The organism is Pseudonocardia sp., assembly GCF_035305885.1.
Taxonomy (GTDB): domain Bacteria; phylum Actinomycetota; class Actinomycetes; order Mycobacteriales; family Pseudonocardiaceae; genus Pseudonocardia.
On the sequence record NZ_DATGOP010000017.1, the window covers coordinates 1 to 15,612 of the forward strand.

At 75.8% G+C, this 15,612-nt stretch carries 15 protein-coding genes; 11 read left to right on the forward strand and 4 right to left on the reverse strand.

From position 1 onward, the window contains the following. Both VKZ81_RS02530 and VKZ81_RS02535 read right to left on the reverse strand, forming a co-directional pair. The coding region (locus VKZ81_RS02530; RefSeq protein WP_324239736.1) for a siderophore-interacting protein at nucleotides 1-685 on the reverse strand (685 nt) is incomplete at its 3' end. Further along, nucleotides 682-1,278 carry a TetR/AcrR family transcriptional regulator gene (locus tag VKZ81_RS02535; RefSeq protein ID WP_324239737.1) on the reverse strand — a complete coding sequence of 199 codons (597 nt, stop codon included), beginning with the start codon at nucleotides 1,276-1,278 and terminating at the stop codon, nucleotides 682-684. The genes VKZ81_RS02530 and VKZ81_RS02535, both read right to left, overlap by 4 nt. A 70-nt stretch (nucleotides 1,279-1,348) precedes the next feature. On the opposite strand from VKZ81_RS02535, the gene VKZ81_RS02540 reads away from it, so the two are divergent. The 11 genes from VKZ81_RS02540 (at nucleotide 1,349) to VKZ81_RS02590 (ending at nucleotide 14,153) form a co-directional block, all read left to right on the forward strand. Beyond that, nucleotides 1,349-2,803: a flavin-containing monooxygenase gene (locus VKZ81_RS02540; protein WP_324239738.1), complete on the forward strand. Its 1,455-nt coding sequence runs from the start codon at nucleotides 1,349-1,351 to the stop codon at nucleotides 2,801-2,803. 118 nt (nucleotides 2,804-2,921) lie between these two features. Then, nucleotides 2,922-3,881: an o-succinylbenzoate synthase gene (locus VKZ81_RS02545; RefSeq protein ID WP_324239739.1), complete on the forward strand. Its 960-nt coding sequence runs from the start codon at nucleotides 2,922-2,924 to the stop codon at nucleotides 3,879-3,881. Beyond that, complete coding sequence (locus VKZ81_RS02550) at nucleotides 3,878-4,834, forward strand: NAD(P)/FAD-dependent oxidoreductase (protein ID WP_324239740.1); 957 nt, start codon at nucleotides 3,878-3,880, stop codon at nucleotides 4,832-4,834. Before VKZ81_RS02545 ends, VKZ81_RS02550 begins: the two co-directional genes overlap by 4 nt. Nucleotides 4,835-4,844: 10 nt before the next feature. Beyond that, nucleotides 4,845-6,236: an FAD-binding oxidoreductase gene (locus VKZ81_RS02555; protein WP_324239741.1), complete on the forward strand. Its 1,392-nt coding sequence runs from the start codon at nucleotides 4,845-4,847 to the stop codon at nucleotides 6,234-6,236. Further along, the gene (locus tag VKZ81_RS02560; RefSeq protein WP_324239742.1) at nucleotides 6,233-7,645 is read left to right on the forward strand and encodes an AMP-binding protein; all 1,413 of its coding nucleotides are present in this window, start codon (nucleotides 6,233-6,235) and stop codon (nucleotides 7,643-7,645) included. Before VKZ81_RS02555 ends, VKZ81_RS02560 begins: the two co-directional genes overlap by 4 nt. Before the next feature lie 31 nt (nucleotides 7,646-7,676). Then, nucleotides 7,677-9,218, forward strand: coding sequence for a CYTH and CHAD domain-containing protein (locus VKZ81_RS02565; RefSeq protein WP_324239743.1), 1,542 nt, complete (start codon nucleotides 7,677-7,679; stop codon nucleotides 9,216-9,218). Between the two features lie 126 nt (nucleotides 9,219-9,344). Beyond that, nucleotides 9,345-9,848: a proteasome activator gene (locus tag VKZ81_RS02570; protein WP_324239744.1), complete on the forward strand. Its 504-nt coding sequence runs from the start codon at nucleotides 9,345-9,347 to the stop codon at nucleotides 9,846-9,848. An 86-nt stretch (nucleotides 9,849-9,934) separates the two neighbouring features. After that, the gene (thiI, locus tag VKZ81_RS02575) at nucleotides 9,935-11,161 is read left to right on the forward strand and encodes a tRNA uracil 4-sulfurtransferase ThiI (RefSeq protein ID WP_324239745.1); all 1,227 of its coding nucleotides are present in this window, start codon (nucleotides 9,935-9,937) and stop codon (nucleotides 11,159-11,161) included. 30 nt (nucleotides 11,162-11,191) lie between these two features. Next, nucleotides 11,192-12,214: a PHP domain-containing protein gene (locus tag VKZ81_RS02580; protein ID WP_324239746.1), complete on the forward strand. Its 1,023-nt coding sequence runs from the start codon at nucleotides 11,192-11,194 to the stop codon at nucleotides 12,212-12,214. A 56-nt stretch (nucleotides 12,215-12,270) separates the two neighbouring features. Then, nucleotides 12,271-13,089, forward strand: a complete 819-nt coding sequence (locus tag VKZ81_RS02585; protein ID WP_324239747.1) for a glycoside hydrolase family 16 protein — start codon at nucleotides 12,271-12,273, stop codon at nucleotides 13,087-13,089. After that, nucleotides 13,089-14,153, forward strand: coding sequence for a right-handed parallel beta-helix repeat-containing protein (locus VKZ81_RS02590; RefSeq protein WP_324239748.1), 1,065 nt, complete (start codon nucleotides 13,089-13,091; stop codon nucleotides 14,151-14,153). The genes VKZ81_RS02585 and VKZ81_RS02590 overlap by 1 nt, the downstream gene beginning before the upstream one ends. 20 nt (nucleotides 14,154-14,173) lie before the next feature. Here the strand turns inward: VKZ81_RS02590 and VKZ81_RS02595 are convergent, their stop codons facing one another. Continuing rightward, a complete protein-coding gene (locus tag VKZ81_RS02595) occupies nucleotides 14,174-15,154 on the reverse strand; it encodes a carbohydrate kinase family protein (protein WP_324239783.1) in 981 nt (326 codons plus the stop codon). Further along, nucleotides 15,151-15,594, reverse strand: a complete 444-nt coding sequence (locus tag VKZ81_RS02600) for an SRPBCC family protein (protein WP_324239784.1) — start codon at nucleotides 15,592-15,594, stop codon at nucleotides 15,151-15,153. The genes VKZ81_RS02595 and VKZ81_RS02600 overlap by 4 nt, the downstream gene beginning before the upstream one ends. Nucleotides 15,595-15,612 lie beyond the last annotated feature (18 nt).

A 15,612-nucleotide genomic window follows, 5' to 3' on the forward strand; every position in this document is an offset into this window, starting at 1 on the left:
CGAGCAGGTGCTTGCGCAGGTGGCGCACGCAGCCCGACTCGCCGGAGAGCCACGCCTGCCCGCTGCCGGGCGGGAACTCGGCGGCCCGCACCGCGGCGGCGAGCGGCTCGCCCGGCGCGGCGTCGCCGCGGTGCAGCCACCGCACCTGCGCGGAGCCGGGCAGCTCCTGCTCCTCGGCGGCGTCGGCCACCTCGAGGAACGCGAGCACCGGGACGCCCGCGGGCAGGGCCTCGAGCACCGTGGCGACGGCGGGGAGCGCGGTCTCGTCGCCGATCACGAGGTGGAAGTCCGCCGCCGGGTCCGGTTCGTAGCGGCCGCCGGGCTCGGACACGCCCACCCACGCGCCCGGGCGCGCGTCGCGCGCCCACGCCGCGGCCGGGCCGTGGCCCTCGTGCAGCACGAAGTCGACGTCGAGCTCGCCCGCCACCGGGTCGAACCGGCGCACGGTGTAGGTGCGGATGGCCGGGCGCGGCTCGCCCGCGGGCCAGACCGGGCCGCCGGACGTGGCCCGCGGCACGGCGGGCCGCTCCTGGCCCGCGACCGGGAAGAACATCTTGATCCGCCGGTCCGGGCCCTCGCCGCGGAACCCGGCGAGCTCGTCTCCCGCGAGCGTCACGCGGACCATCCGCGGGGTGATCCGCTCGCTGCGCCTCACCTGCAGCAGCCGGGGTGCCGTCGTGCTCATCGAGCGGATTGTGCCCTGTGCCCCAGGCCGGTCCAGACGAGGTCCATGAGGTACTCGGTGGCCTCCTCGCTCGTGACGCCCGCCCGGTCGCGCCACAGCGCGAGCCGCTCGCAGGCGCCGACGATCACCTGCGCCCACCCGGTGAGCCGCTGGTGGTCGGCGTCGGGGGCCTGGGCCGCGAGCAGGGTGGCGATGAAGTCGGTCTGCTGGGCGCGGATCTCCTCGATCGCGTCGCCCGCGACCGCCGACTCCGCGTACATCAGCCGCCACGCCGGAGCGTGCCGCTCCAGGTACTCGAAGAACGCGAGCGTGCCCCGGCGCAGCATCTCCTCCGGGGTGGTTGCCGAGGCGGCCGCCGTCGAGGTCACCTCGAGCAGCTCGGCGCGAGCCCGCGCGATGCACGCGAGCAGGAGCCCGTCCTTGGAGCCGAAGTGCGCGTAGAGCACCGGCTTGGTGACGCCGACGCGCTCGGCCACCTGGTCCATCGACGCGTTCTGGTAGCCGCGCTCGCCGAACACGGCGACGGCCGCGTCGAGGATCTGGCGCTCGCGCTCGGCACGGCCGACGCGGCGCCGGGGTGCCCGTGGGTCCACGGCCGAACCCTACCGGAGGTAACTTACTCGTGGTAACTTACTGGCGGTAACCCTTCGGGAGGAGCCGCACATGGACGTCCAGCGGGTCGACGTGGCCATCGTCGGCAGCGGGTTCGCCGGGATCGGCGCCGCGGTGCGGCTGCGCGGGGCCGGCCGCGAGGACTTCGTCATCCTGGAGAAGGGCGACACGCTCGGCGGCACCTGGCGCGACAACACCTACCCGGGCTGCGCGTGCGACGTGCAGTCGCACCTGTACTCGTTCTCGTTCGCGCCCAACCCGGACTGGACGCGCACGTTCGCGCGGCAGCCGGAGATCCGCGCCTACCTGGAGCGCGTCGCCGACCGCTTCGGCGTGCGGGACCGGATCCGCTACGGCGCCGAGGTCACCGAGGCCCGCTGGGTGGGCAGGGGCTGGCGGCTGCGGCTCCGCGAGGGCGGGGAGGTGCACGCGCGCGTCGTCGTGTGGGGGACCGGCGCGCTGCACGAGCCGTCGGTGCCCGACATCCCCGGCCTGGACGAGTTCGCAGGCACCGCCTTCCACTCCGCGCAGTGGCGCCACGACCACGACCTGACCGGCCGGCGGGTGGCGGTGATCGGCACGGGGGCGAGCGCCATCCAGTTCGTGCCCGCGATCCAGCCGCGGGTGGCGTCGCTCTCCCTCTTCCAGCGCACGGCGCCGTGGGTGCTGCCGAAGCCGGACCGCCCGGTGCCCGCCGCGGTGCGCCGGCTCTACCGGGCCGCGCCCGCGCTGCAGAAGCTGCAGCGCGCCCTGATCTACGCCCGCAACGAGGCCCTGGTCAGCGGCTTCCTGAAGCCGCGGCGCATGGCCGTCGTGGAGCGGATCGCCCGCGCCTACCTGCACCGGGTGTTCGCCGACCGGCCCGACCTCGAGGCCAAGGTCACGCCGGACTTCACGATCGGCTGCAAGCGCATCCTGATGTCCAACGACTACTACCCGGCGCTCAAGCGGCCGGGCGTCGACGTCGTCACCGAGAAGATCGTGCGGATCACCCCGGACGCCGTGGTGACCGCCGACGGCGCCGAGCACGAGGTCGACACGATCATCTTCGGCACCGGGTTCACGGTCGGCGCCGGGCTGGGCAAGTCGGTGCCGATCATCGGCCGCGACGGCGTGCGGCTCGCCGACTCCGGCGTCGTCGAGGCCTTCCTCGGCACGACGATCGCCGGGTTCCCGAACCTGTTCGTGCTCACCGGGCCGAACACCGGCCTGGGGCACAGCTCGATGATCTACATGATCGAGTCGCAGCTGAACTACGTCCTGGACGCGCTGCGGGTGCTCGACGAGCACGGCGCGGTGGCCCTCGACACCCGCCGGGACCGCCAGGACGCCTACAACGCCGAGCTGCAGCGCAGGCTCGAGGGCTCGGTGTGGACCGCGGGCGGCTGCGCCAGCTGGTACCTCGACGAGGACGGGCGCAACCGCACCCTCTGGCCGGGCTACACCTTCCAGTTCCGCCGCCGCACCCGCAAGGTCCGCCCGGCCGACCACGAGCTGCTGGCCTGACACCCGCACCGCGACCCACCCGCACCCACACCGCGACTCGCCGGGGCATCGGCGAGTCGCGCTCCGGGTGCGTGCGAGTCGGGGTTTGGGCGCGGGCGCGGCGACGTAGGGTCGGGCGGTGCTCGACGTCTACTCCATCCCGCTGACCACGCGCTTCCGCGGGATCACCGTCCGCGAGGGGGTGCTGGTCGAGGGCCCGGCCGGGTGGGGCGAGTTCTGCCCGTTCGCCGACTACGACGATCGCGAGTCCGTGCCGTGGCTCGCCGCCGCGCGGGAGGCGGCCGAGGAGGGGTGGCCGGAGCCGGTGCGCGACCGGGTCCCGGTGAACTGCATCGTCCCGGCGGTCGGCCCGGAGCGGGCCCAGGAGATCGTGCGGGCGTCCGGGTGCGCCACCGCGAAGGTCAAGGTCGCCGACGCGCCCGGGTCGCTCCCCGCGGACCTCGAGCGGGTGGCCGCGGTCCGCGACGCGCTCGGCCCGGCGGGTGCGGTGCGGGTGGACGCCAACGGCGCGTGGGGCGTGGACGAGGCGGTCGAGGCGATCACGGCGCTGGACCGGGCGGCGGGCGGCCTGCAGTACGTCGAGCAGCCCTGCCGCACGATCGACGAGCTGGCGGCGGTCCGGCGCCAGGTCGACGTGCGGATCGCGGCCGACGAGTCGATCCGCCGTGCCGAGGACCCGCTGCGGGTCGCCGTGGCCGGGGCGGCCGACGTCGCCATCCTCAAGGTCGCCCCGCTCGGCGGCGTGCGCAGGGCCCTCGCCGTGGCCGAGGCGTGCGGGTTGCCGTGCGTGGTGTCGTCGGCGCTGGAGACGAGCGTCGGGCTCGCCGCCGAGCTGGCGCTCGCCGGGGCGCTGCCGACGCTGGACATGGCGTGCGGGATCGGCACGGGCGCGCTGCTCACCGCGGACGTCGTCGAGGAGCCGCTGCGCCCCGTCGACGGCTGGCTGCCCGTGCCGCGGCGCGCCCCCGAGCCCGTGCGCCGCGCCGCCGTGGCCGCCGCCCCGGACCGGGTCCGGTGGTGGCGGGAGCGGCTCGACCGGGTCGCCGCCGCGGGCGACGGCCGTACGGTACGGCCGTGACCGTCGTGGTGATCGGCGCGGGCATCGCCGGAGCGGCCTGCGCCGCCGAGCTCGCGGCGGCCGGGGTGCCGGTGCGGCTCGTGGACCGGGCGGGCGAGGTCGGCGGCCGGATGGGCGGCCACCGGGTCGCCGGCCGGCCGGTCGACCTCGGCGCCGCCTACTTCACGGTGCGCGACGGGGCCTTCGAGCGGGTCGTGCGGCGGTGGCGGGACGCCGGGCTCGTCCGGCCGTGGACCTCTGAGCTCGCCGTCTTCGGCCGCGGCACCCGCGACCGGGCGCCCGGGCCGCAGCGCTGGGCCGCGCCCGGCGGGCTGGGCGGGCTCGTCGCCGAGCTGGTCCGCGGCCTCGACGTCGAGCTGGGCCGCGAGGTGCGCCGGGTCGGCCCGGGCCCGGTCGTCGACGGCGAGCCCGCTGACGCCGTGGTGCTCGCTATGCCCGACCCGGAGGCGCTGCGGCTGCTCGGCCCGGAACACCCCGCCGCCGCCCCGCTGGTCGGCCGCGGGTGGCGGCCCGCGATCGCGGTGGCCGCGGGCTGGGAGGCCCGGGACTGGCCGGAGCTGCCCGCCGCGTTCGTCAACGACCACCCGGTGCTCACCCTCGTCGCCGACGACGGCAGCCGCCGTGGCGACGGCGCCCCCGTCCTGGTGGCGCACACCACCGCCGAGGTCGCCCGCGCCCACGAGGCCGACCCGGACGGTGCGGTCGGGCCGGTGCTCGACGCGCTGCGCGAGCTGCTCGGCATCCGCACCCCGCCGGAGTGGACGCTCGCGCGCCACTGGCCGCACGCGTCCCCCGACGGCACCCGCGAGGCTCTCTTCCACCTCACCGACGACGGCATCGGGCTCGCCGGGGACGGATGGGGCAGCCCGCGGGTGGAGACGGCCTGGCGATCGGGCCACCTGTTGGGAAGGGAGATCGCCGGACGGGTGCGGCGCGGTCGTGCGGCGGGTTAGCGTGCCAGCTGTGCCCGCTCCCGCCGACCCGCTCGTCGCCGACCTCCGTGCCGCGCTCCCGGCCGACCGCGTGCTCGTCGACCCCGACGTGGTGGCGCCGTACCTGCACGACGAGGCCGAGTGGGCGGCCTACGGGCGGGCCGCCGCCGTGGTCCGCCCGCGCACCACGGCCGAGGTCGCCGCGGTCGTCGCGGCCTGCGACCGGCACGTGCGCCCGCTCGTCCCGCGCGGCGGGGGCACCGGCCTGTCCGGCGGGGCGAACGCGGTGGACGGGTGCGTGGTGCTGTCCACCGAGCGGATGCGGGAGATCGTCGAGATCGACGAGGCCGAGCGGCTGGCCGTCGTGCAGCCCGGGGTGGTCAACGACGACCTGCGCGCCGCCGCCGCGGAGCGCGGCCTGTGGTACCCGCCGGACCCGGCGAGCGCGCCCTGGTCGACGATCGGTGGCAACGTCGCCACCAACGCGGGCGGCCTGTGCTGCGTGAAGTACGGCGTCACCCGCGACTACGTGCTCGCCCTCGAGGTCGTGACGGCCGCGGGCGACGTGGTGCGGGTCGGGCGGCGCACCGCGAAGGGCGTCGCGGGCTACGACCTCGCCGGGCTCATGGTCGGCTCCGAGGGCACGCTGGGGGTGATCACCGAGGTCACGGTGCGGCTGCGGCCGCTGCGCACCGCCGTCCCGCGCACCGTCGTCGGGTTCTTCGACACGCTCTCCGCGGCGGGCGACGCGGTGCACCGGGTCACCGCGCGCGGGCTGCAGCCCTCGGCGTTCGAGCTGATCGACCGCGTGTGCCTGCACGCGGTCAACGCCTGGAAGCACGCCGGCCTGCCCGAGGACGCGGCGGTGCTGCTGCTCGCCCAGACCGATCTGCCCGAACCCGCGGCAGGGGAGGAGGCCGCGGCGATCCACGCCGAGTTCGAGGCCGCGGGCGCCCGCGAGGCCGTCTTCTCCACCGACGCCACCGAGGCCGAGGCGCTGTTCGACGCCCGCCGCCTGGCCTACCCGGCGCTGGAGCAGCGCGGCGACGCCATGCTCACCGAGGACGTCTGCCTCCCGCGCGGCCGCCTCGCCGAGATGCTGGCCCGCGTCGAGGAGATCGCCGTGCGGCACGACGTGCTGATCGCCAACATCGCCCACGCAGGCGACGGCAACCTGCACCCGCTCCTGATCACCCCGCACGGCGACGAGGCCGCGAAGCGGCGTGCGCAGGCCGCGTTCGACGACATCGTCGACGCCGCGCTCGCCCTCGGCGGCACCGTCACCGGCGAGCACGGGGTGGGACTGCTCAAGCTGCCGGGCATGCGCGCCGAGCTCGGCCCCGGAGTCCTCGCGCTGCAACGCGCGGTGAAGCAGGCATTGGATCCGAAGGGGATCCTCAATCCCGGCAAGGTGGTTGTGTGAACCCGCTGTTCCCCGCTCTCCTCGACCCCGACGACCGGCCCGCCCTGCGGTTCGGCGACGACGTGCTGACCTACCGCCAACTCGCCGGGGCGGCCGGGGCGATCGCCGGCTCGCTCGCGGGTCGCGAGCGCGTCGCGGTGCACGCGACGCCGACGATCCACACCGCGGTGGGGGTCACGGCCGCGCTGCTCGCGGGCGTCGCGGTGGTGCCGGTGAACCCGAAGCTGGGGGAGCGCGAGCTCGGGCACGTCGTCGGCGACTGCGCGCCCGACCTCGTGCTGGCCGCGCCCGGCGCGACGCTGCCCGGGCCGCTCGGGGCGCTGCCGCGGCTGGACGTCGACCTCACCGCGGTGGCCCCGGTGCCGACCGACGAGCCCCCGCCGGACGCCCCGGCGCTGGTGATCTACACCTCCGGCACCACCGGCCCGCCCAAGGGCGCGGTGCTGCCGCGCAGCGCGATCGCCTACGACCTGGACGCGCTGGCCGAGGCGTGGGAGTGGACCGGCGACGACCTGCTCGCCCACGCCCTGCCGCTGTTCCACGTGCACGGCCTCGTGCTCGGCGTGCTCGGCCCGCTGCGGCGCGGCGGGAGCCTGCACCACATCGGCAAGCTCGACGCGAAGGCGCTGGCCGCGGCGGGGCCGTCGATGGTGTTCGGGGTGCCCACCCAGTACCACCGGCTCGCCGACCAGCTCGAGTCCGACCCCGACTCGGCCAAGGAGATCGGCCGGGCGCGGCTGCTGGTGTCCGGGTCCGCGGCGCTCACCGCGGTCGACCACGCCCGGCTGCTGCGGGCCACCGGCCTCGCCGTGCGCGAGCGCTACGGGCTCACCGAGACGCTGATCCTCACCGCGGCCCGGGCCGCCGACGAGCCCGAGGTCGGCACGGTCGGGCCGCCGCTGCGCGGCACCGAGATCCGGCTCGCGCCGCTCCCGGGCGGCGGCGACGACGGCCTCGGCGCGGTGGAGGTCCGCGGGCCCAGCCTGTTCTCCGGCTACCTCAACCGCCCGGACGCCACGGCCGCGGCGCACACCCCGGACGGCTGGTTCGCGACGGGGGACATCGGGCGCTGGACCGAGAGCGGGGCGCTCGCGATCGTCGGGCGCAGCGCCACCGACCTGATCAAGTCCGGCGGCTACAAGATCGGGGCGGGCGAGATCGAGAACGCGCTGCTGGAGCACCCGGGCGTCGCGGAGGTGGCGGTGGTCGGGGTGCCGGACCCCGATCTCGGCGAGCGGATCGTCGCCCACGTCGTGCCCGCGGGCACCCCGCCGCCGGAGCGGGAGCTGATCGACCACGTCGCGGCGCTGCTCGCCCCGCACAAGCGGCCCCGCGAGGTCCGGTTCACCGACGCGCTGCCCCGCAACGACATGGGGAAGGTGCAGAAATCCCGCCTTCCGCGGGAGTGAACGGGTCGCTCCTTTGGGGCACCCTGATCGGATGACGGAGACGACGCCCCGCACCGCCGGCCGTGCCTTCCGCGGACCCGCCGAGGCCGGGAGCCCCCGGCTCGACGGGCTCCCCGGGGTGCAGCGCACGGACGGCGAAGGGCAGCGGGTGCTCGAGGTCGAGCGCTTCGACACCGCAGACGGCAGGCTCGCCGCGGCCGGGATCACCCTGGCCGTGCACCGGGCCGAGGGCGAGCAGGCGCACTGGCGGCTCGACCTCCCGGACGCCGACCGCGGTGAGGAGCTGCGCGTCCCGCTCGCGCCCGACGCGCCGCCGGTGCCGGACGTGCCGGGGGAGCTGGCCGAGCTGGTGCGCGGCGTCGTCCGCGACGGCGAGCTGCGGCCGGTGGGCCGGGTTCGGCGGGTGCGCGCGAGCACCCGCATGCTGGGCGAGGGCGACAGACCGCTCGGCACCGTCGACCACGACCACGTCACGGTCGCCACGCTCGGGTCGTCGACCCGGGGCGTGGCGTGGACCGAGGTGCACCTGCACGACCTGGCCGACGCCGGGCTCGCCGCCGAGCTCGAACGGCGGCTCGGCGAGGTCGGGCTGCACCCCGCGTCGACCTCGGCGGACGCGGAGCTGGACCGGCTGCTGCGGCCCGAGGGGCCGCGGCGGAAGCGGGGCGGCGGGAAGCGGGCCGCGCCGGGCACGGCGGGCGCGGCGCTGCTGGACTACCTCACCGCACAGGTCGACCGGCTGGCCGCGGAGGACCTGCGCACCCGGCGCAACGAGCCGGACTCGGTGCACCAGCTGCGGGTGGCCGCGCGGCGGCTGCGCAGCGCCCTGCAGTCCTACCGGCCGCTCCTGGACCGCGAGCGCACCGACCCCCTCGTGGCGGCGCTGCGCGACTTCGCCCGCGAGCTCGCCCCCGCCCGCGACGCGGAGGTCCTGCACGAGCGGATCAGCGAGGGCCTCGCGGGGCTGGAGCCGGAGCTGCTGCTCGGGCCGGTGCAGGCGCAGGTCACCCGGCACTTCGCCCGCGTGGAGCGGGAGGCGACGGCGGCCGTGCTCAGCGCGCTGGACGGCGACGCCTACGCGCGCCTGCGCCGCGACCTCGACGAGCTGCTCGCGAACCCCCCGCTCACGAAGCGGGCCGCCCGACCCGCCCGCAAGGAGCTGCCCGGGCACGTCGCCCGGGCGGCGCGGCGGCTGGCCCGCGCGGTCGAGAAGGCGGTCGACCCGGCCACCCCCGCCGAGGAGCGCGACATCGCCGTGCACGACGCGAGGAAGGCGGGCAAGCGGCTGCGCTACGCCACCGAGGTCGCCACGCCCGCGGTGGGCAAGCCCGCGAAGCGGTTCGCCAAGCAGCTCAAGGCGTTCCAGGACGCCCTCGGCGAGCACCAGGACACCGTGGTCGCCCGCGAGGCGTTGCGCGAGCTCGCCGCCCAGGCCCACGGCGAGGGCGAGAACGGCTTCGCGTTCGGGGTGCTGTACGGGCGCGACGCCGCCCGGGCGGAGGCGATCGAGGCGCAGCTGGCCGAGCTGTGGGCCGAGGCGTGGCGTCCCCGCAACCGCCGGTGGTTGCGCTGAAGCCGGGAACATACTGTGGCCGATGCAAGTTGTTTGAGCTAGGGAGTGAAGGTTGCGGCGGGGCGGGAGGCCCCGGCGAACGCCGGAGTCCCCGCCCTCCCCCGAGTGGAGCACGGAGCGTCGACGGTGGACCTCGCGAGCACCACCACCCAGCCCGCCACCGGCGAGGACGGCCGGTCGGCACCCGACGACGAGCACCGGCCTGCGGAGCGCCCGGCCGAGGCGATCCAGGAGCCCGCCAAGATCACCCGCCTCGGCGTCATGACCAGAACCCTCCTGGAGGAGGTCCGGTCCGCCCCGCTGGACGAGGCCTCGCGCGGCCGCCTCGGCGAGATCCACCGCATCTGCGTCGAGGAGCTCGGCAGCGGGCTGTCGCCCGACCTGCGCGAGGAGCTCGAGCGGCTGCGGACGGTCTTCGACCCGGGATCCACCCCGACCGACGCCGAGCTGCGCATCGCGCACGCGCAGCTCGTGGGTTGGCTCGAAGGGCTCTTCCACGGCATCCAGGCCGCGGTGGCCGCCCAGCAGATGGCCGCCCGCACGCAGCTGCAGAAGCTGCGCAGCGGCCGCTCCGGCGGCAACGGCAACGGCGAGACGCGCCGGGAGCCGGGCGGAGACCTGTACCTCTGACCCATCCGGTGTCCCGTCGTCTGGTGTACCTCTGAGGGCGGGCCTGCCGAGCCCGACCTGTGATCGGATCCCGGAAGGAGGCGGTGATGCGCGACCCGCGGCGGTGCGTCGTGCTCAAGTGCGGCGAGCTCGTCCTCAAGGGGCGCAACCGGTGGCGGTTCGAGGCGGCGCTGCGCGCCAACCTGCGCGCGGCGCTCGATCCCGTCGGGCGCGTGCGCATCACCCGCCGCGAGGGCGTCTTCCTCGTCTCCGGCGACGTCCCGTACGACGAGATGCTGGACCGCTGCCGGGACGTCATCGGCGTGACGATGCTGCACCCGGCCGTGCGCGCGCCGCGCTCGGTCGAGGAGGCAGGCCGGGCCGCGGTCGGGCTCGTCGCGGAGGCGACCGAGCGCGGGGGCGTGCGGACCTTCGCCGTGCGGGCCCGCCGCCGGGACAAGACGTTCCCGTTGACCTCCGAGCAGGTCGGCGCGCGGATCGGGGCCGCGGTCAACCAGGCGACCGGGCTGGGCGTCGACCTGACCAACCCCGACCTCGAGATCGGCGTGGAGGTCGACCAGCGCGAGATCCTCGTCTACACCGACCGCATCCCGGGCCAGGGCGGCCTGCCGGTGGGGTCGACCGGGCGGGCCCTCGTGCTGCTGTCGGGCGGGTACGACTCGCCGGTCGCGGCGCACCGGGCGATGCGCCGCGGCCTGCAGTGCGACTTCGTGCACTTCACCGGGCTGCCGTTCGCCGACCCCCGCTCGGTCTACAAGGCCTACGCCCTGGTCCGGCAGCTGGGCCGGTACCAGCCCGCGGCGCGTCTGCTCGTGGTGGCGCTGGGCCGGGCGCAGCGCGCGCTCGCCGCGGCCGGCGCGGGCAAGCTCGGCATCGTCGCCCAGCGGCGGCTGATGGTGATGACCGCGTCCCGCCTCGCCCGTCGCCACGGCGCCGACGCCCTCGTCACCGGCGACTCGCTGGGCCAGGTGGCGAGCCAGACCCTGCAGAACCTGGTGGTCGTCGAGGAGGCCGCGGATCTGCCGCTGCTGCGCCCGCTGCTCGGGTTCGACAAGAACGAGATCATGGCCGAGGCCGAGCGGATCGGTACCCGGGCCGTCTCCGAGCTGCCCGACGAGGACTGCTGCAGCATGCTCGTCCACCCGATCACCGAGACCCGCGCCGAGCTCGCCGACCTCACCCGGCTCGAGGACCGGCTCGACGCGCAGGCCATGGCCGACGCGCTCGCCGACGCGTGCCAGGTGTACGAGCCCGGCACCTCCCTCGAGGCCCCTTCCTGCGGCGTGGCCGCGGCGCCGCTGCCGACCCGCTGAGCCCGCCGCCCGCCGTGCGACGATCGCGGTGTGACCGAGCCCCGCGACGCCGTGGCCGACCTGCGGCGGATCGCCTTCCTGCTGGAGCGCGCGCACGAGTCGACCTACCGGGTGCGCGCGTTCCGCACCGCGGCCGCCGTGCTGGCGCGGAAGGACCCGGAGGAGATCGCACGGCTCGTGCGCACCGGCGAGCTGGTGCGGCTCAAGGGCGTCGGGGAGGTCACGGCGAAGTGCGTGGCCGAGTCGGTGCGCGGTGAGCCGCCGGCGTACCTGCAGAAGCTGGAGGAGATCGAGCCGTCGCCGCTCGACCTGGCCGCCGAGGGCCTCCTCGAGGCGATCCGCGGCGACTGCCACAGCCACACCGACGCCTCCGACGGCGGGTCGCCGCTGCGGGAGATGGTCGAGACCGCGCAGGCGCTCGGCCACGACTACCTGGTGATCACCGACCACTCGCCGCGGCTGACCGTCGCGCGTGGCCTGTCCGCCGACCGGCTGCGGGCGCAGATCGAGCAGATCGCCGAGCTCAACGCCGAGCTTCCCGGGTTCCGGGTGCTCACCGGCATCGAGGTCGACATCAACGAGGACGGCTCGCTCGACCAGGACGAGGACCTGCTCGCGCAGCTGGACGTCGTCGTGGCGTCGGTGCACTCGAAGCTGCGGATGCCGCGGGCCGAGATGACCGAGCGGATGCTCACGGCGATCGAGAACCCCCACGTCGACGTGCTCGGGCACTGCACCGGTCGGATGGTGACCGGCAACCGCAAGCGGCCGGAGTCGCAGTTCGACGCGGAGGCGGTGTTCGCCGCGTGCGCCGAGCGGGGCGTCGCGGTCGAGATCAACTCCCGGCCGGAGCGGCTCGACCCGCCCAAGCGGCTGTTGCGCCTCGCCCTCGCGGCCGGCTGCGACTTCACGATCGACACCGACGCCCACGCCCCCGGCCAGCTCGACTGGCTGCGCAACGGCTGTGAGCGCGCAGCCGAGTGCGGGGTGCCGGCCGAGCGGATCATCAACACCCGGCCCGTGGAGGAGCTCCTCACCCGTACGCGTGGCTGATCTCGCGCCGCGCCCTCCGCCCGGTTCCAATGGGGCTGGAGGTGCTGGTGGTGCAGATGTCCGTTTTGCTGTCGGTGTTCGTCGGGGTGTGCGCGGTGCTGGCCGGTGGCCAGGTCGCGCCCGCCCCGGCCGAGCCGTCGCGCTGCCCCGCGACCGCGGCCGAGCGGCACGGCTGGGGCGAGCCGACCCGCCGCTCCGATTTCACCGACGGCCTGCCCGGCGACTGGCACCCCTACGGCCCGGAGCCCGGCCACGCGAAGCAGGGGATCCGCACCCCGGAGGCGATCACGGTGGCCGACGGCGTGGTGACGATCTCGGCGACGCAGGACGGCACGACCGGCGCGATGAGCTGGCACCCCGGCCAGCGGTTCGGGCGCTGGGAGGCGTGCGTGCGCTCCGCGGCGGCCTCGGGCGGGCTGAACGCGCTGCTGCTGCTCTGGCCGGTCGCGGAGGACTTCCCGGTGGGCGGCGAGATCGACTGGATGGAGATCCTCGACGACGACCGGCAGGAGACCGACTTCTTCCTCCACCACGGGCCGAAGAACGAGCAGGACCACGGCTCGGTGCGCCACGACTCGACGCGGTGGACGGCCTACGCCCTGGAGTGGACGCCCGAGCGGATCACCGCCTACGTCGACGGCGAGGAGTGGTACTCGAACACCGACTCCGAGAAGTTCCCGCCGCGGCCGATGAACATGACCATGCAGCTGGACTACTTCCCGCCGGCCGGGGGCCCGACCGCCATGCACATGGACTGGGCGATGCAGTGGGCGCTGCCGGAGAGCGAGCCGGCCGAGCTGTCGCTGGCCCCCGGTGACCCGGCGACCGGTCAACCCGACGACTACCCCGACCGCGCCCCGAGGCGCCTGGGCTGATGATCAAGGCCGGGGCGGTCGTGCTGGTCGCCGCCTGCTGGGCAGCGCTGGTCGGGCCCACCTCGGGTGGGTACGAGGTGGACCCGGTGCACGGCGACGACGCGCGCGGCACGGGCGCGGCCACCGCCCCGTTCCGCACGATCAACCGGGCGCTCGCCGCGGCCGGGCCCGGCGAGACCGTCGTCCTGCGGCCGGGGACCTACGACGAGCACGTCGTCACCGTGCGCCCCGGCGTCACGATCACCGGCCCGCGCGACGCCGTGCTGCGCGGCGCACCCACCTCGGGTCGGGTGCTCGAGGTCCGCCACGACGACACGACGCTGCGCGGGTTCACGATCGACGGCGCCGTCTGCGCCGAGCTCGTGGAGGACTGCTTCCGCGACAAGGGGATCTACGTGCAGAGCACCGTCCCGCACGACGGGGTGTCCGGGACGCGGATCCTCGGGATGCGAGTGGCGAACCTCGGCGGCGAGTGCATCCGGCTGAAGTACCTCGCCACCCGCAACCTCGTCGCGGACAACGAGATCGGCCCGTGCGGTATCCACGACTTCGCGATCCCGAACCCCGGCCAGGGCCAGAACGGTGAGGGCGTCTACATCGGCACGGCGCCCGAGCAGCTCGACCGCAACCCCACCCCGGAACCGGACGCGAGCGACGCCAACGAGGTGCGCGGCAACACCATCGACACCCGCGGCGCCGAGTGCGTCGACATCAAAGAGGGTGCCCGCGGCAACGTCGTCGAGCACAACACCTGCACCGGCCAGCAGCCCCGCAACGGCGGCTCGGGGGCGATGGACGCGCGCGGGCCGGCGAACGCGTTCCGGCACAACGTCATCCAGCACAACGCCGCCGCGGGCGTCCGCATCGGGGGCGACCGGCCCGGCGACGCCGTCGGCACCCACGTCGAGCACAACGTGATCACCGACAACGCGGGCGGCGGCATCAAGGTGCAGGACCCCGGGCCGCACGGGCGCATCTGCGGCAACCTGGTGCGCGACAACGCGGGCGGCGCCGCGGTCGGCGCCCACGCCGCCACCATCGGCGACCCGACGGCGCCCTGCTGAACCGCCTTCCGGCTGCGCCGTCAGGCGCGTGCGAGGTCGGCCGCCGTGGGCGGGTCGGCGCCGCGGCGGCTGCAGGTGATCGCCGCGGCGCGCGCGGCCTCGTCGAGCAGGGCGTCGAACGTCTCGGCGTCGACGGCGCGCAGCGCGGGGCGGGCGGCGGCCCCGAGCAGGCCGCGCCGGTGCAGCCCGGCGAGCAGGGCGGCCGAGAACGTGTCGCCCGCCCCGACGGTGTCGACCACCGTGACCGGCACGCCCGGGCGCCGGGTGCGGATGCCGGAGGCGGTGCCGGCCAGGACCCCGTCCCCGCCGAGCGTGACCGCGACGATCGCCGGGCCGCGGGCCAGCCAGTCGTCGACCAGCTCCTCCGGGGACCGGCCGGGCAGGAGCCACTCGAGGTCCTCCGCGCTGACCTTCACCACGTCGGCGACGGCGAGCAGCTCGTGCACGCCCTCCAGCACCCGGGCCGGCTCGCCCATGAGCAGGGGGCGGCAGTTCGGGTCGTAGCTGATCGTCACCGACGCGGCGGCACGCGCGATGAGGTCGCGCAGCACGGCCGCCCCGGGTGGCGTGGTGAGCGCGAGCGACCCGGAGTGCAGGGCCACGACCGGCCCGTCGAGGGCGCCCTCCAGCTCGTCGGGCGTCCACTGCCAGTCGGCCGTGCCGGTGACGCGGAAGTCGTAGCTCGCGCCGCCGTCGGGGCCGACCGCGACCATGGCGAGCGACGTCTGCTCGGTCGCGGTGACGGCGTGATCGAGCTGCACGCCGTTGCGGGTGAGGTGCTCGCGGATGCGGCGGCCGAGCATGTCGTCGGCGATGCGGGCGAGCAACCGGGCGGGCACCCCGAGCCGGGCGAGCGCCACCGCCACGTTGGCGGGGCTCCCGCCGGGCGCGGCCTCGAAGTAGTCGCCGACGGGCGCCGGGACCATGTCGACCAGCGCCTCGCCCGCGACGGCGATGATCCCGTTCTCTGCCGTGCTGATCGTCAGCCCCCTTCGGCTCAGTCGCGCAGCGAGCCGGCGAGCTTGTCCAGCACGCCGTCGTGGATCCGGGCCAGGCCCTTCGGCGCGAAGGTGCGCTCGAAGAAGCCGCCGATCCCGCCCGCGCCCTTCCAGCTGCTCTCCACCGTGACGACGCTGCGGTCGGGCCCGGCGGGCGTCACGGTCCAGGTGGTGACCATGCTGGAGTTGGCGTCCTTCTCGACGATCCGGTCGTCGCCGGGCGTGGTGACCTCGATCAGCTGGTCGCGTACCCGCTTGCTCGTGGCCTGCAGCAGCCAGTGCACGCGCGTGCCCTCGCCCTGGCCGCCCGCCTCCACCCGGTAGTCGCGGTAGTGCTCGGTGAGGATCGCAGGCCGCACCTTCTCGTAGTCGGCGAGCGCGGCGCGCACCCGCTCGGCGGGGGCGTCGATCGTGCGCTCGGTCCGCGCGGTCACCTGTGCCATGGCGCAATCCTGCCGCCG

Bases quoted from the DNA above. Each gene is read 5' to 3' on its own strand.
- VKZ81_RS02540 (WP_324239738.1), top strand. From the start codon at position 1,349: ATGGACGTCCAGCGGGTCGACGTGGCCATCGTCGGCAGCGGGTTCGCC.
- VKZ81_RS02565 (WP_324239743.1), top strand. From the start codon at position 7,677: ATGACGGAGACGACGCCCCGCACCGCCGGCCGTGCCTTCCGCGGACCC.
- thiI (WP_324239745.1), top strand. From the start codon at position 9,935: ATGCGCGACCCGCGGCGGTGCGTCGTGCTCAAGTGCGGCGAGCTCGTC.
- VKZ81_RS02585 (WP_324239747.1), top strand. From the start codon at position 12,271: ATGTCCGTTTTGCTGTCGGTGTTCGTCGGGGTGTGCGCGGTGCTGGCC.
- VKZ81_RS02590 (WP_324239748.1), top strand. From the start codon at position 13,089: ATGATCAAGGCCGGGGCGGTCGTGCTGGTCGCCGCCTGCTGGGCAGCG.
- VKZ81_RS02600 (WP_324239784.1), bottom strand. From the start codon at position 15,594: ATGGCACAGGTGACCGCGCGGACCGAGCGCACGATCGACGCCCCCGCC.